Here is a 13,819-nt window from a genome sequence, read left to right as displayed (position 1 = left end):
AACGCCCTGCGCTGCAGCATGGCACAAACGGCAGGTTCATAGATTGCTGTACCCTAAAGCTATGCTACGCCTGGTGGGTCTGCAAAAAACCTATCCTGGTTTTGCGCTGTCGGTATCGCTCGAGGTTCGCCCAGGGCAAACCCTGGCGCTCCTGGGGCCCTCGGGCAGCGGCAAAAGCACCCTCCTGCGGCTGGTGGCGGGCCTGGAGGTGCCCGATTCCGGCCAGGTCTGGCTGGATGAGACCGAACTGACCCCTTTGGCTCCCGAGGCCCGCCAGGTTGGCTTTGTATTTCAGGATTACGCTTTGTTCCCCCACCTTTCGGTAAGCGAAAACATCGCCTTTGGTCTGCGGGAAGCCCGCTGGGACACTGCCCGCGTCCGCAAGCGCGTGGCCGAGTTGCTGGACTTGACGCATCTCTCCCCCCACGCCCACAAACGCCCCGAGCAGCTATCGGGCGGCGAGCGTCAGCGGGCGGCCCTGGCCCGCGCCCTGGCCCACCGGCCCCAGGTACTGCTTTTAGACGAGCCTTTGGGTGCGCTGGACTTAAAGCTACGCCAGGAGTTGCTGTTAGAGTTGCGGGCCATTTTGCGCCAGACGGCGGTGCCTGCCATCGTGGTAACGCATGACCAGTCCGAGGCTTTTGTATTTGCCCATCAAGTGAGCATTCTGCGAGCAGGTACCATCGTGCAGCAGGGCACACCCGAACAACTTTTCAACCGGCCTAAGAACCCCTGGATTGCCACCTTTCTGGGCCACCGCAATGTTCTTACCACCGAGCAAAGCCGACAGATGGGCTTGCCCGCCCGCCCGCACCTACTGCCCCAGGAGGCCCTCACGCTGGGGGAAGGAGAAGAAGCCAGGGTACTGGAGCGAATCTTCAAAGGTTTCACAGTGGCCCTGGAGCTGGCCTGGCGCGGTCAGAGGCTTTATCTAGAAGGACCGGAGCCGGGCCTTTATCCGGGCGACACCGCCTGCATCCGGGTAGATTGGTCGAAGGTCGTTCCACTGGAGGAAGAAGGCGAAAAAAGTGAACTCCGGGAGCTCTTAGACGCCCAAACCTCGGGCATAAAACCTTAGAAGCCCATGCACTGTGCAGGATTCGGATATTCTGGCCCGTAACGCTCGACCCCCTGATCTCCTATGCGCACCTTCAGCATTTTACTTAGCGGTTCGCTCACGCCTACCCGGCGGCTCAAAGCCCAGATAGCCGGGAGCCGGGTTATTGCAGCCGATGGCGGCATGGCGCACGCCGGGCCCCTGGGGCTCGAGCCAGAGTTGTGGGTCGGCGACTTCGACTCGGCCTCTGCGGAACTTCAGCAGACCTATGCCCACGTGCCCCGCGAGGAGCACCCGGTAAGCAAGGACTTTACCGATGGCGAGCTGGCCATCGAAGCGGCTCTGGCCCGGGGGGCCGACCGGCTGATTCTGGTAGGGGCCATGGGCGGTCAGACCGATCAAACCCTGGCCCATATGCTGCTGGGAGTCCGGCTGGTAGGCCAGGGTATTCCAACCCTGCTCAGCTCGGGCCTCGAGGAGGCCCACCCCCTGTTGCCGGGCGCCCTGCGACTGGATTTACCACCCAATAGCAAGCTGAGTTTGTTGCCGTTGGGCGGTCTGGTAGGCCTGAGTCTTCGCGGTGTTCGCTGGCCGCTCCAGAATGCCGAGATACCCCTGGGCAGTACCCGCACCCTTTCCAACCGGGCTTTGGAGCGGGTAGAGATTGAGCTCGAGGCCGGTTACGGGGTATTAATTGCCTACCCAGAGCCTGCTACTTTGTGAAATTCATCCAAAAAGAGCCCCATCTCCTCGGCCAGAAGCTCTTGCTCGAGCATGGCTTGCTCAAACTTTAAGGGTTCATCCAGCAATTCGGGCAAGCGAAGCCATCCCAGGTAGTAACGCCCGGCCAGACCCGGCTTTTTGAGCCGGAGCCGCTCGGTGCCCGATAGAAGGGTTTCAAAACCCTCGGGGCTACAGAGTACCGGGTACTGCACCGGAGAGAGCCGCCTCAGGAAAGCCTTGAGCAGGCCCGGATTCGACCAGAAGCCGTAGTTGAGGTCGTCGGTGATCTGTTCGATACGGGAGAGCAGGGCGGGGTCGCCCTGACGGCCCACCAGCTTGCGTACCAGCTCACTGCGCCGCAGGCGCAAGGTCGCGTACTCACTGAGCGAGTAGAGTTTACCGGGGTAAAAGTCCAGGGCCTCGCGCAGCCGGTGCGCCATGGCATAGTCCTGGTACTCCCGGAAGGGATCCACAACCCTATTGTGCGACATGGGAGCAAATTAATGGAAGATTACCCCTGTTCGTGGGGTTATACCATATCCAAAAAAACCGTTGTCAAATCCAAAAGCTCTTAAGGCTGTCTTTTTGAATTCTGAAGCACCTCCCTGTCGATAGGCGAAAAAGCGTCTCCCTTTCCAAGGGGCGGTATCGCCCTCCGCTACGCGGATAACTTCCAAGGGGCGGTATCGCCCTCCGCTACGCGGATAACTTCCAAGGGGCGGTATCGCCCTCCGCTATGCGGATAACTTCGGCCCTGTTGGTTCGCCACCGTTCGGCGCCGAACGAACCGAATCCGGTATTGTTCTCATGATTTAGTGTGTGTGTATCGCGGTATATTCAGGTATGGACACCCGAGGCTGGGTTCTCAAAGCCATCGAGAGTTTGCGTTTTGCCAGCGAGAAAGAAATTGTGCGCTGGCTGGACGAGGAAGGCGAAAACCTGTCCAAAGACGAGCTTCAGCGTACCCTCGAGCACCTGCTCAAGGAGGGTCAGCTCGAGCTCAAAAACGACCTGTTCCGCCTCAAGCGCAAGGAATGCAGCCACCAGGCCTTTGATAACCTGTTCAAAGATTAGGCCATGACCTTGTTGGTTTTGTGATACGCGAGCGCCCCCTTGCGTTCAATGTCCCTTCGCGCCACCAGATTCTTCGGCACCACCAGATTCTTTGTTGGCCGCTCTTCCTTGGATTGCTTGTATTGACAGGGTGATTTTTTTGCCCAAAGGAACGTTTCGGATAAGTCCCGTATAACTTATCGTATTGACACATTTAGATTTATCAATGTATTGTGGCGATATGAGTTCACTGGTATTGCAGCCAGACACAAGAGACCCGGAAGAAAGTGCGCTCGAGGCCAGCGCCTTAGTATTCAAAGCCCTTTCCGACCCAGCCCGGCTCAAGATTCTGGCCCACTTAGCCCAAAACCAAAACCCCGATGGCGCCTGTTGTGGCCCCCAACCGGGGTTGTGCGCCTGCGACCTGGAAACCGTGACCGGGCTTTCTCAGCCCACCGTGTCGCACCACATGAAGTGCCTGGTCTCGGCCCATCTGGTCAAGGGCGAAAAACGGGGCAAATGGATGTATTACCGGATTGACCCTAGGGGTTTTGCCCTGATCAAGACCTTTTTACCGACTATCGGTGGTTAATTTCAAAAACCGCAGGGAGGAACGTATGAAAACACAAGAACTGCTCGAGGCCCTGGCTCCCCACCAGGACAAACCGCTGGTCTTCAAGTATGCCCAGGGCCAGCAGATCGCCCCCGGCTACCACGTTACCGAGGTCATGAATGTCACCTACGAGAGCATGGATTGCGGCGGACAGGCCAACTTCTGGCGCGAGACCGTGGTACAGCTTATGGGGCCAGGCCCGGACGACAAACCCGAATTCATGACAGTACAAAAGTTCCTTAGCATTTATAACCGGGTCGCGGCCTTGGTGCCGGTACAGCCAGATACAGAAGTTCGCTTCGAGTACGGGAATACTGACCTTCCCGCCATTCACTACCATGTGGGCTCGATTGCCCTCGAGGGCGACCATCTGGTGGTGCACCTGATGCCGCCCGGCGTAACTTGCAAGGCCCGTGAGCGGGCCAGCAATGCGTGCTGTGGAGCGTTGCTCGAGCTGGACATGACAACCCCGTCTGCTCGTTGCTGCTGAGTGTGGGTGGGTGCATGAATCGCCCTTGTGAACAACGGTTCAGCCCATACTTATACCAGATTCAAAAAGACAGTTTACAAAACCAAAAACAGCATAGGCTGTCTTTTTGAATCCTAGAGCACTCCCTTCGGTCGGGTTAGTTCGTCACCAAAGGGTGACGAACTAACCGAATCTGGTATTACAAACCCTTTTGAACCATAAGCTAGAGGAATCATGATTACCTACTGCACCGCCACTACCGACGATTTGCCCGAGATAAAGGCCCTGCTAAACGATGCCCAACTGCCCACAGCAGGTCTGGAAGCACACATTCTAAATTTCATCCTGGCCCTCGACGGCGAAAAGGTGGTGGGGTGCGCGGGCCTGGAAGTCCATCAAGATAGCGGTCTCTTGCGCTCTGTGGTGGTCGCGCCGGGCTATCGCGCCCACAGAATTGGGGCCAAGCTGACCGAGGGCATGATTGAGCTGGCCCAACAAAAAAGCCTGACCTCTATCTCGCTCCTGACCGAGACAGCCCAGGATTACTTTCCTCGCTTTGGCTTTGTGCAGGTCACGCATGCAGAACTGCCTGCAGCCCTGAGTGCTTCAGAGGAACTCCAGGGTGCATGCCCGGACACCGCCACCGCCATGCTGCTCAAACTCGAGTAGCCGCAAGCCTTCGGACATGCCGCATGAGACCTGAGAAACACAACTTTTTTTTAGAAAACCATCACATCACCCAATCCAGCCCGCGAAATCCTCCTGGACCTTGGGGCCCCGACGGTCTCTAGCGCAGAAGATTGACCCCCTCACAAACACCTGACTCCTAGCCAGCCTATGACCCACCCCTCCCCCACTACCGCCTATTACGGCTGGCGCATTGCCTGGGCACTGGCCCTCACCCAGACCATCGGCTTTGGCGTCCTATACTATGCCTTTGGCGTTTTTGTGAAGCCCATGGAAGCCGAGCTGGGCTGGAACCGGGCCGAGACCTCGGCGGCTTTCTCGCTAGCTTTGCTGATCTCGGGGCTGGCGGCCATTCCGGTAGGGCGCTGGTTCGATCGACACGGGGCCCGGGCCCTCATGACCGCAGGATCTATCTGGGGCGCCTTGCTGGTCTGGGGCTGGGCCCATGTGCATAACCTGACCACCTTTTACCTGCTCTGGGCGGGGCTGGGGTTGGCTATGGCCATGGTGCTCTACGAAGTGGCCTTTGCGGTGCTGGCGGTCTGGTTTCGCCGCTACCGCCCGCGGGCGATGCTCGTGGTCACCCTGATGGCCGGACTGGCCAGCACCATCTTTGTGCCCCTCTCCACCTGGCTGGTGCAGCTTGCGGGCTGGCGCGGGGCGCTGGAAATTCTGGCCCTCATCTTTGCCCTGGGCACCATCCCCCTGCACGCCCTGATTTTGCGCCGCCGGCCAGAAGACATAGGGCAGGTGCCAGACGGCGAGGCTGTAGCGCCGGGTTCTAGGAGTCCGGCCCTGGAAAACAGCCTCAGCGCAAAAGAGGCCCTGCGCCAACCCACTTTCTGGTGGCTTTCGCTCGGGTTTGCCCTGTCCAGGGCCACCAGCATTGCCCTCACCGCCCACATGGTGCCTCTGCTGACCGAGAAAGGCTACACACCCGCCCTGGTGGCCTTGGCTGCCGGAGGGGTAGGCGTGGTGCAGTTGGCAGGCCGCATCTTCTATACACCTCTCAGTGAGCGCATCTCGCTCTTTCACCTCAGCGGTGCTTTTCTGGGGGGCTACGCCCTGAGTCTGCTTGGCCTGCTGTTATTGCCGGAGGGCGCGGGCCTTTGGGCCTTTGTGCTCTTTTTTGGCCTGGCCAACGGCTCCATCTCCCTGGCCAAACCTGCCCTGGTGGCCGAGATCTACGGTGCAAAGCACTATGGCACCATCAACGGTAGCATGACCTCCATTGTGGCGGTGGCCCAGACCATCGCCCCCTTTGGGGCAGGCGCCCTGCACGGGCTTTCCGGCAACTACAATCTGGTGTTATGGCTTTTTGCGGCACTGGGGGCAATTTCAGCACTGGCGATATGGCAGGCCCGGCCCAGAGCAGTGCTGGCATAACCCTGAGGAAGTTCCAGACGTTTCCGATGGCAACTCGAGGCGAATAATCAACATTTAACGATACACATATGGAAGTGGGTGGTAGGAGGTGGGTAGGGGGTTCCTACGTCTGTCTTCAAACCCCTGCCCCCTATTCCCTACCTCCATCGCCACTGCGGTATGCAAAGTGTTCAGGCGAGGTGGTTTAATAACACCTCTCACGTCCTGACATTTCCATGAAAAAAGGCCGATACTGTAACTCGATGCGCATTCTGGTACTCTGCACCCACAACTCTGCCCGCAGCCAGATGGCCGAAGGTTGGCTCAGGTACTGGGCCGAGCAGCTAAAGCTTCCCGCCGAAATCTGGTCGGCCGGCACCGAGAAAACCCTTGTCAAGCCCGATGCCATCGCGGTTATGGGCGAGGTGGGCATAGACCTGAGCGCCCACACCTCCAAGACCCTTTACGACCTGCCCGACCCCTGGAACTTCGATCTCGTGCTCACGGTTTGCGATTTGGCTGCCGAGAACTGCCCGGCTTACCCGGCCCAGACCCAGAAGCTCCATGTTTCCTTCCCCGACCCTTCCGGCAAGGGCCTGGGGGAATGGCGCAGGGTACGCGATGCCCTGGGCCGAATGAGTCAGGGCCTGATTCAAAGCCTGACGCAGGGTCAGGTGCCAAGCGACCATGACCTGGCGGAGGCCGCAGGGCTTACCCAGGCACGCTAGCGGGAGGTCGGTATGAGAAAACGCAAAATCTCGGTGCTGTTTTTGTGCAGCCACAACTCGGCCCGCAGCCAGATGGCCGAGGCCCTGCTGCGCCATTACGCGGGCGACCGCTTCGAGGTCTATAGCGCCGGACTGCACCCCAGCGAGATCAACCCCTTGACCCGCCAGGTGCTCTCGGAGATGGATCTGGACATGGAAGGACAGCACGCCAAAAGCCTGATGGAGTACTGGGGCGGCAAGTACAGCTTCACTTACCTGGTGGTTGTGTGCGACCGGGCCGAGCAGGAGTGTCCATTGTTCCCCTTCAGCACCTACCGGCTATTCTGGCCCTTCGAAGACCCCAGCGCCGCCCAGGGCGGCGATGCCGAGCGCCTCGAGGTCTTTCGCAAGGTGCGAGACCAGGTTGCCCACAAGGTTCGGGAGTGGGTGCGGGAGCTGGAACTAAAGGGCCTTATTCCCAAAAGCAGCACCCAGACCGCCGAGGTTTGAGGCCACAATCGGGCCCAAGGCCCATCTGGCATACTGAACGGGTGTATCCAACGCTCTTCTTATTGCTTGTACTGCTAGGCGCCGCGTTCGCTCAGCCGGCGAATGTTTTTCTGAATGGCGCCCGCCACGAATACCAGCGCTACAACAACTGCGGCCCCGTCACGCTGGGAATGGCTATGAGCTTTTGGGGCAGTCGCGACACGCAGTACCAGATTGCCCCCACACTCAAACCCAACAAAAACGACAAAAACGTGAACGCCGACGAGATGGCATCGTATGCCCGCAGCCGCGGCTTTGGGGTGCACCTGGGCGTGGCGGGTGATCTGAACCTACTCAAACGCCTGATTGCCGCGGGTTTCCCAGTGATTATCGAGACCTGGTTCGTGACCCCCGACCACGGCGGTATGGGGCACTACCGCTTGCTGGTGGGCTACAACGACAGCCAGGGCCTCTTCAACGCCTTCGACAGCTACTATGGCCCCAAGGTCACGCTGCGCTACAACGAGCTGGATGGGCTGTGGCAGGTCTTTAACCGCACCTACCTGGTGGTGTTTGCCGGGGGCCAGCAAGACAAACTGGCCGCCATTCTAGGGAACCGGATGCAGGAAGGGGTCGAGTGGCAACTGGCATTGGAGCAGGCCCGGCGCGAAACCCAGCAAAACCCCCAGAATACCTTTGCCTGGTTCAACCTGGGCAGCAGCCTGTTGCGCCTGGGTAATGCAGCGGAAGCAAGCAAAGCCTACGACCGCTCGCGCCAAATTGCCCCCAGCCGCACCCTTGACCCCCGCCGCCCGGCCAATGCGGTGAGCAACTGGCCCTGGCGGATGCTCTGGTACCAGTTTGGCCCCTACGAGGCCTACTTCAAAACCGGGCGCTTCTCTGAGGTTGTTGCACTGGCCAGCGATGTGCTGGGCCGGGTGAATGACCACGAGGAAAGCTACTACTGGCGCGGTCTGGCCCGCAAAGCCCTGGGCAACCTGGATGGTGCCCGGGCCGATTTTCAGGCAGCGCTGCGCTACAAGCCCGGCTACCGCGAAGCGGCCCTGGCGTTGCAAGGGTTGCGGGCGCAGGGCTCGAGGTGAGCTACCTCGAGTAGTTCGGTGCTTCTTTGGTAATGGTGACCCCGTGGGGGTGACTCTCGATCAGGCCTGCGCTGGAGATGCGGGTAAAGCGGGTCTCCCTGCGGAAGGTCTCGAGGTCGGGCGCACCGCAGTAGCCCATCGAGGCCCGCAGGCCCCCCACCACCTGGTAGAGCACATCGCCTATCGGGCCCTTGTAGGGCACCATGCCCTCGATACCCTCGGGAACCAGCTTTTTGGCTTCCACCTGGCCTGAGCCTGCGCTGTGGGGTGGTGCACCCGAGTCCTGGAAGTAACGGTCGGCGGAGCCCTGGCGCATGGCCCCCATGCTGCCCATACCCCGGTAGAGCTTGTAGCGACGGCCATCCTTAAGCACTTCTTCGCCCGGGGCTTCCTGGGTGCCGGCCAGCATCGAGCCGAGCATCACCGTGTGGGCCCCGGCGGCCAGGGCCTTGGCCACGTCGCCGGAGTATTTGATGCCGCCGTCGGCGATGACCGGTACGTCCAGGCCTTCCAGACCCGCTACTGCTTCCAGGATGGCGGTAATCTGGGGAACCCCCACCCCCGTGACCACCCGGGTCGTGCAGATGGAGCCCGGCCCAATCCCCACCTTGACCGCATCAGCCCCAGCTTCGGCCAGCGCCCGTGCCCCTTCGGCGGTGGCTACGTTGCCAGCGATAACCTGCGCCGCCTCGCCAAAGGTTTGTTTGAGGTTGCGCAGGGCCTCCAGGATGCCCCGGCTGTGGCCATGGGCGCTGTCCAGCACCAGCACATCCACCCCGGCTTCCACCAGCGCTTGGGCTCTGGCCTTCAAATCCTTCGAGACCCCGACGGCGGCCCCCACCAGCAAGCGGCCCTGGGCGTCCTTGGCGGCAAAGGGGAACTTCTGGCGCTTGGTCAGGTCTTTGAGGGTCAGGAGGCCCCTGAGTCGCCCTTCGTGGTCTACCAGCGGAAGTTTCTCGATTTTGTGCTGACGGAGCAGGGCCTCGGCCTCTTCCAGAATGGTGCCGGGCGGCGCGGTGATGAGGCGCTCCACCGGGGTCATGACCTCGGAGACCAACCGCCCCATATCGCGCTCGAAACGCAGGTCGCGGTTGGTGACCAGGCCCAGCAGCTTGCCGTAAAAGTCCACCACCGGCAGGCCCCCTATTCTGAACTCGCGCATCAGCCGCTCGGCGTCTTCCAGGGTGGCGTTGGGGGCCAGGGTGACCGGGTCTTGAATCATGCCGGCCTCGCTGCGCTTGACCTTACGCACCATGGCGGCCTGCTCCTCGGGGCTCATGTTTTTGTGAATAACCCCCAGACCGCCCTCGCGGGCCATGGCAATGGCCATCTCGGCCTCGGTCACGGTGTCCATGGCCGCCGAGAGGACGGGAATGTTGAGCCAGAGCTTCCGGGTCAGGCGGGTGCGGGTATCCACCTCACGGGGCAGCACCTCCGAGTAGGCGGGAATGAGCAGCACATCGTCGAAGGTCAGGCCCTCTTGTTGGATTTTTTCTGTTCTGGAACGGGATTTGCTGGGAGCCTCGAGCATATTCCCGCAGTATATCAGCCGTGGGTGAGACCACCAACACCAGCCCCATCCGGCCAGCTTTGCTGGCTATGGGAGGCAGGCTTTGGTGCCTAATGCACAGGTAACTTGTTTTGCGGCGCATTATGAAGCGCGCCGACTGACCATAATTGCGATCTGCGGCTCATTGGGAGACTCAAAACGCATACTGAATTCTTGCTTACCAGACCCCTAGCGACCTACTACAGCTTTAGGCTTGGGGCTTTCGCCCAGGGCGTTCTCGCCGGTGAACTCGCGGCCCAGAATAAGGGTGTGGATGTCGTGGGTACCCTCGTAGGTGTCCACGGTCTCCAGGTTCAGCATGTGGCGGATGCTGTGGTACTCGAGGGTAATCCCGCTACCTCCCAGAATTTCCCGTGCCGCACGGGCCGCATTCAAAGCCGCCCGCACGTTGTCGCGCTTGCCGAGCGAAACCTGGGCGGGTTTGAGCTGCCCGGCGTCCTTGAGCTGGGCCAGGCGCCAGGCCAGCAACAGGCCCTTGGTGTGGTCGGCAGCCATGCGCACAAGCTTCTCCTGCACGAGCTGTCGGCTGGCGATAGGCGCTCCAAAGGTGGTGCGGCTCTTGGCGAACTCGAGGGCCTCGGTATACACCGCCTCCAGCGCCCCCAAAGCGCCCCAGGCAATGCCATAGCGGGCTTGCGTTAGGCAGGAAAGCGGCCCCTTGAGGCCCTTCACCCCCGGCAGCATGGCGCTGGCCGGAACCCGTACATCCTCCAGCACCAGCTCGCTGGTGACGGAGGCCCGCAAGGACGCTTTGTGCTGAATCTTGTTGGCCCTAAAGCCTCTGGTACTGGTGGGCACGATAAAACCCCGCACCACGCCCTCGTCGTCCTTGGCCCAAACCAGCGCAATGTGGGCGAGGTTGCCGTTGGTAATCCACATCTTGGAACCGTTCAGCACATAATCGCCGCCGTCGCGTCGGGCGCGGGTCTTCATGTTGGCATCGGGGTCGCTGCCGCCATCGGCCTCGGTGAGGCCAAAGCAGCCCACGTACTCGCCGGTAGCCAGCTTGGGCAGGTATTCGCGTTTGTGTTCCTCCGAGCCATAGGCCCAGATGGGGTACATCACCAGGCTGCTCTGCACGCTACAAAAGCTGCGCAGGCCCGAGTCTATGCGCTCGAGCTCGTACCCCACCATCCCGTAGGCCGCGGCACTGGCGCCCATGCCCCCATACTCGGTGGGGATGGTGGTGCCCAGAAAGCCCATCTCGCCAAACTTGCGAATCAGGTGGGTGGGAAACTCGGCGTTTTCCCACCATTCGGCAATATGGGGCAGGCACTCAGCCTCCAGGAACTTGCGGGCGGCCTTCTGGATTTCCCGCTCCTCGGGCGTAAGCAGGTCGGCAACTTGGAAAAAGTCGAACATAAGGAACCTCGAGGGCAATTCTACTTCAGCCCCTGCCTTCCATGCTGATTAGAGATATCAAATCGATCTAGCCTTATGGCAGATCGTCCAGGGCTGGCGCTTACCTCAGGTTAAGCGCCGAACAGTCATCGATTTGAATAGCCGTAGCCGGGCCAGGGGTACGGATACGATACTCACCGGCGCTGCCGACCTCGGTTGTGCTGGCAGTCAGGTTGCCCTGCTCGGTGTAAACGACGATACTTTCGGCGGCCCCGCTGATGCGGAGGCGGAGTTCGTAGTTGGATAGCCCCACCTGTTCAACCCGGGCATTGCAGGTAGTTGGTTTTGTAACCGGGACTGGCTGTGCTTGGCTAGAAACAGCTTCATTTTGTGGCTTGTTGGCCAGGTAGATAAAGTAAAGTACCAGGCTGGCCAAGATCATCAGGCGCAGAGGGTTGTATTTTTTATCCGTAGCAGAAAAATGCCTGTTCAGGCAAGCCCCACAAAACGAATAGCCAATCCCAGATCCCCCCCCCACCAACCTCAGGGCAGGTACATTTGCTTGAGCTCGAGGATCTCGCGCCGGGCTTCGTTAACCTTGATGTAAAAGGGGGTGTATTTATTAAAAGACCAGCCAAAATTCCGGCCCCCCAGGCCCTGGATAAGCTGCTGGGGGGTGGCCTGGAAGTATTCCCCGGCATTTTTGAGCAGCCAGATTTTGGTGCTGGGGGTGAAGCGAAAGGTGCGAATCAGGGGGTTCTGGTTGGAAACCTCGATACCCGCCGGACAGTCGTCTCGATTGCAGTCCTTCACCTCGACATAATCGAGCTTGACCGTCCAGACCCCCTGCATCTGCCGAAAATCGGTGATGAGGGCCTGACGATTTTGCCACTGGGCCAGCCCAACCCCCAGGGCCAACACGAGCAGTGCTAACAGTATGCGCATAGTTTATCTCTCTCCCATTCTGCGGTAGCCAAACCACAGCATCAGTACAGCCGGAACAAGGGTTGTGGCTACCACGATTAATAGCCATAAGGGGCCTTCTCCGCTCCCCAGGTAGTCGGACTGGCGCTGGGTAATGGCCAGGTACACGGGGCGGCTGGCCAGTACCACCAGCAGCCCCGCATGCAGCAAGGTGAGGCCCATGTACAAAAAGCCGCCGATGCCAACGGGCACCTCGGCAGGGTTGGAGGCATCGAACTTGGGGAAGGCCGCCCCCAGGCCCACCCCCAGGCCAGCGGCTGCAATGGCCGAGGCCAGCGCCAAAATCAAGGAGATTTGGGTGAGGTTGTCGTCCAGGCCAATCACCCGGGGGGAGTACAAGCCCAGGGCCAGGCCCAGCGGCAACAGGAAGAACAGGGCCAGCCCAAACCGGGTCAGCAGGAGGGTTAGCTTGGAAACCGGCCCGGTCTGGAGCATCCAGTAGGCGGGGCCCTCGAGGCTATAAAGCGGATACGCCAGCCGCACCCCTACCCCCCCAATCACAAACCCCTGGAAGGCCAGGTGCATGAAACCCGCCACCAGCTGGAAGCGGGTATCGCCCAGGGGCAGGTATTGCAGGCTGGTGGTGTATAGCAGCACCAGCACCCCCACCAGAATGAGCTGCGAGGCCTGGTTGGCATCGCGGAAGAACAGGCGCAGGTCGCGCACCCACAGCGCCAGGGCCACACTGGAGGCCGACCCACGGTCCAGCAGGCCAGGGCGCAAAATCCCGCGTTCACGCACGGTGCCCTCCAAAGCCCGCACCCAGCCCTGCTGGTAGGCATAGCCCGCTACCAGCCCTGCCAGCATCAGCAGCCCCCCCGAGAGGGCCAGCAACAACCAGAACTGTGGCTCTACCTCGCCCCTGGAAAGCCCCTTGAGGGCCTGCTGGGCCAGGGCCGAAGGCAAAAAGGGGGCGCTGGGGTCGCGGAAGGTCTGGAGGAAGCGGTCGAGCTCCTCCGGGTTGGCAAAGTTGGTCTGGAGTAGCACCTCGGGCCGCAAAGCCCGCAGCAGGAAGATGAGCAGCCCCCCCAGCACTGCCCCCAGCGCAGCTGCCCACTCGCGGGCCCGGCCTGCGGGGGCATACCGCACCAGCGGGAGGGCCAGCCCCACCCCCAGCACCACCGGAAAGGCGAACAGGGCTAAGGCCACCAGGGTTGCGCCCGCAAAGAACAGTGGAGGTGCGCCGTAATGTGCCCCATAAGCAAACAGCACCGGCAGCACCAGCAGGGTGGGGAGCAGGGCAGTGGTCACGAATACCTCGCCCACCTTGAACATAAAAACCCGGCTGGCCTTCTGGGGGAGGGCCAGGTGCAGGGGCAGGTCTTCGGAGGTGTAAAGCACCGCCACCGCGTTGGGCAGCGCAGAAAGCACCACCGAGCTCGAGAGCACCAGCAGCAGGCTGCCCAGCATGCGCTCCACCAGCACATCGCGGGTAAAGGCCGCCGCCAGGCGGTTCACAAATGTATTGCTGCCAAAGAGTTCATTGGAGATGAAGCTCAGAAACCAGCTTGTCCCTGCCCAGGCCCCATAGGCCAGCCCAGCCCCCAGCAACAGACCCATCAGGGCTGAAGCCGGGGCCTGGCGAAAGCCGTTCCACAGAAGTTGCAAGCGCAGGGTAATCATCCAGCCTAAAGTGTAGAGCATCCAGGGCCAACCTT

16 protein-coding genes are annotated in these 13,819 nt (G+C 60.7%); 10 read left to right on the top strand and 6 right to left on the bottom strand.

The genetic code is table 11. The features are described 5' to 3' along the window. Positions 1-61 precede the first annotated feature (61 nt). Positions 62-1,078 carry an ABC transporter ATP-binding protein gene (locus Q0X23_RS10445; protein WP_297860231.1) on the top strand — a complete coding sequence of 339 codons (1,017 nt, stop codon included), beginning with the start codon at positions 62-64 and terminating at the stop codon, positions 1,076-1,078. A gap of 63 nt (positions 1,079-1,141) precedes the next feature. After that, the gene (locus tag Q0X23_RS10440; RefSeq protein WP_297860230.1) at positions 1,142-1,780 is read left to right on the top strand and encodes a thiamine diphosphokinase; all 639 of its coding nucleotides are present in this window, start codon (positions 1,142-1,144) and stop codon (positions 1,778-1,780) included. Here Q0X23_RS10440 and Q0X23_RS10435 read toward each other — a convergent pair. Then, positions 1,756-2,253 carry a hypothetical protein gene (locus Q0X23_RS10435; protein WP_297860229.1) on the bottom strand — a complete coding sequence of 166 codons (498 nt, stop codon included), beginning with the start codon at positions 2,251-2,253 and terminating at the stop codon, positions 1,756-1,758. The two genes, Q0X23_RS10440 and Q0X23_RS10435, sit on opposite strands and share 25 nt — an antisense overlap. A 370-nt stretch (positions 2,254-2,623) precedes the next feature. Between Q0X23_RS10435 and Q0X23_RS10430 the strand changes: the two genes are divergently transcribed. The 8 genes from Q0X23_RS10430 to Q0X23_RS10395 all read left to right on the top strand — a co-directional run bounded on the left by Q0X23_RS10430 (position 2,624) and on the right by Q0X23_RS10395 (position 8,266). Then, the gene (locus tag Q0X23_RS10430; RefSeq protein ID WP_297860228.1) at positions 2,624-2,854 is read left to right on the top strand and encodes a hypothetical protein; all 231 of its coding nucleotides are present in this window, start codon (positions 2,624-2,626) and stop codon (positions 2,852-2,854) included. Positions 2,855-3,074: 220 nt separating this feature from the next. After that, positions 3,075-3,425 carry a helix-turn-helix transcriptional regulator gene (locus tag Q0X23_RS10425; protein WP_297860227.1) on the top strand — a complete coding sequence of 117 codons (351 nt, stop codon included), beginning with the start codon at positions 3,075-3,077 and terminating at the stop codon, positions 3,423-3,425. A 25-nt stretch (positions 3,426-3,450) separates the two neighbouring features. Further along, positions 3,451-3,936 (top strand): DUF6428 family protein, encoded by a 486-nt coding sequence (locus Q0X23_RS10420; RefSeq protein WP_297860226.1) that lies wholly within the window; start codon positions 3,451-3,453, stop codon positions 3,934-3,936. 213 nt (positions 3,937-4,149) lie between these two features. Further along, on the top strand, positions 4,150-4,584 hold the full coding sequence (gene arsN2 / locus Q0X23_RS10415) for an arsenic resistance N-acetyltransferase ArsN2 (RefSeq protein ID WP_297860225.1): 435 nt from the start codon (positions 4,150-4,152) through the stop codon (positions 4,582-4,584). A gap of 168 nt (positions 4,585-4,752) precedes the next feature. Continuing rightward, positions 4,753-5,988 carry an MFS transporter gene (locus tag Q0X23_RS10410; protein WP_297860224.1) on the top strand — a complete coding sequence of 412 codons (1,236 nt, stop codon included), beginning with the start codon at positions 4,753-4,755 and terminating at the stop codon, positions 5,986-5,988. Between the two features lie 242 nt (positions 5,989-6,230). Continuing rightward, positions 6,231-6,695 (top strand): arsenate reductase ArsC, encoded by a 465-nt coding sequence (locus tag Q0X23_RS10405; protein ID WP_297860223.1) that lies wholly within the window; start codon positions 6,231-6,233, stop codon positions 6,693-6,695. 12 nt (positions 6,696-6,707) lie between these two features. Beyond that, positions 6,708-7,184 (top strand): arsenate reductase ArsC, encoded by a 477-nt coding sequence (locus tag Q0X23_RS10400; RefSeq protein WP_297860222.1) that lies wholly within the window; start codon positions 6,708-6,710, stop codon positions 7,182-7,184. Between the two features lie 41 nt (positions 7,185-7,225). Continuing rightward, on the top strand, positions 7,226-8,266 hold the full coding sequence (locus Q0X23_RS10395; protein ID WP_297860221.1) for a tetratricopeptide repeat protein: 1,041 nt from the start codon (positions 7,226-7,228) through the stop codon (positions 8,264-8,266). A gap of 1 nt (position 8,267) precedes the next feature. Here Q0X23_RS10395 and guaB read toward each other — a convergent pair whose 3' ends face one another. The 5 genes from guaB to Q0X23_RS10370 all read right to left on the bottom strand — a co-directional run bounded on the left by guaB (position 8,268) and on the right by Q0X23_RS10370 (position 13,784). After that, positions 8,268-9,797, bottom strand: coding sequence for an IMP dehydrogenase (gene guaB, locus Q0X23_RS10390; protein WP_297860220.1), 1,530 nt, complete (start codon positions 9,795-9,797; stop codon positions 8,268-8,270). A gap of 207 nt (positions 9,798-10,004) precedes the next feature. Further along, a complete protein-coding gene (locus Q0X23_RS10385) occupies positions 10,005-11,198 on the bottom strand; it encodes an acyl-CoA dehydrogenase family protein (RefSeq protein ID WP_297860219.1) in 1,194 nt (397 codons plus the stop codon). A gap of 100 nt (positions 11,199-11,298) precedes the next feature. After that, positions 11,299-11,619, bottom strand: a complete 321-nt coding sequence (locus Q0X23_RS10380) for a hypothetical protein (protein WP_297860218.1) — start codon at positions 11,617-11,619, stop codon at positions 11,299-11,301. A gap of 101 nt (positions 11,620-11,720) precedes the next feature. Next, positions 11,721-12,122 (bottom strand): hypothetical protein, encoded by a 402-nt coding sequence (locus Q0X23_RS10375; RefSeq protein ID WP_297860217.1) that lies wholly within the window; start codon positions 12,120-12,122, stop codon positions 11,721-11,723. A gap of 3 nt (positions 12,123-12,125) precedes the next feature. Next, positions 12,126-13,784 carry a hypothetical protein gene (locus tag Q0X23_RS10370; RefSeq protein ID WP_297860216.1) on the bottom strand — a complete coding sequence of 553 codons (1,659 nt, stop codon included), beginning with the start codon at positions 13,782-13,784 and terminating at the stop codon, positions 12,126-12,128. Positions 13,785-13,819: the final 35 nt, after the last annotated feature.

This window comes from Meiothermus sp. (assembly GCF_026004115.1).
Lineage (GTDB): Bacteria > Deinococcota > Deinococci > Deinococcales > Thermaceae > Meiothermus.
Note: the sequence above shows the minus strand (reverse complement) of the source record. Positions and strands in the feature narration are given on the sequence as shown.

What these genes read in the sequence shown, in the direction of transcription:
- Q0X23_RS10445 (WP_297860231.1), top strand. Translation starts at nt 62, where the DNA reads ATGCTACGCCTGGTGGGTCTGCAAAAAACCTATCCTGGTTTTGCGCTG.
- Q0X23_RS10440 (WP_297860230.1), top strand. Translation starts at nt 1,142, where the DNA reads ATGCGCACCTTCAGCATTTTACTTAGCGGTTCGCTCACGCCTACCCGG.
- Q0X23_RS10430 (WP_297860228.1), top strand. Translation starts at nt 2,624, where the DNA reads ATGGACACCCGAGGCTGGGTTCTCAAAGCCATCGAGAGTTTGCGTTTT.
- Q0X23_RS10425 (WP_297860227.1), top strand. Translation starts at nt 3,075, where the DNA reads ATGAGTTCACTGGTATTGCAGCCAGACACAAGAGACCCGGAAGAAAGT.
- Q0X23_RS10420 (WP_297860226.1), top strand. Translation starts at nt 3,451, where the DNA reads ATGAAAACACAAGAACTGCTCGAGGCCCTGGCTCCCCACCAGGACAAA.
- arsN2 (WP_297860225.1), top strand. Translation starts at nt 4,150, where the DNA reads ATGATTACCTACTGCACCGCCACTACCGACGATTTGCCCGAGATAAAG.
- Q0X23_RS10410 (WP_297860224.1), top strand. Translation starts at nt 4,753, where the DNA reads ATGACCCACCCCTCCCCCACTACCGCCTATTACGGCTGGCGCATTGCC.
- Q0X23_RS10405 (WP_297860223.1), top strand. Translation starts at nt 6,231, where the DNA reads ATGCGCATTCTGGTACTCTGCACCCACAACTCTGCCCGCAGCCAGATG.
- Q0X23_RS10400 (WP_297860222.1), top strand. Translation starts at nt 6,708, where the DNA reads ATGAGAAAACGCAAAATCTCGGTGCTGTTTTTGTGCAGCCACAACTCG.
- guaB (WP_297860220.1), bottom strand. Translation starts at nt 9,797, where the DNA reads ATGCTCGAGGCTCCCAGCAAATCCCGTTCCAGAACAGAAAAAATCCAA.
- Q0X23_RS10385 (WP_297860219.1), bottom strand. Translation starts at nt 11,198, where the DNA reads ATGTTCGACTTTTTCCAAGTTGCCGACCTGCTTACGCCCGAGGAGCGG.
- Q0X23_RS10380 (WP_297860218.1), bottom strand. Translation starts at nt 11,619, where the DNA reads ATGATCTTGGCCAGCCTGGTACTTTACTTTATCTACCTGGCCAACAAG.
- Q0X23_RS10375 (WP_297860217.1), bottom strand. Translation starts at nt 12,122, where the DNA reads ATGCGCATACTGTTAGCACTGCTCGTGTTGGCCCTGGGGGTTGGGCTG.
- Q0X23_RS10370 (WP_297860216.1), bottom strand. Translation starts at nt 13,784, where the DNA reads ATGATTACCCTGCGCTTGCAACTTCTGTGGAACGGCTTTCGCCAGGCC.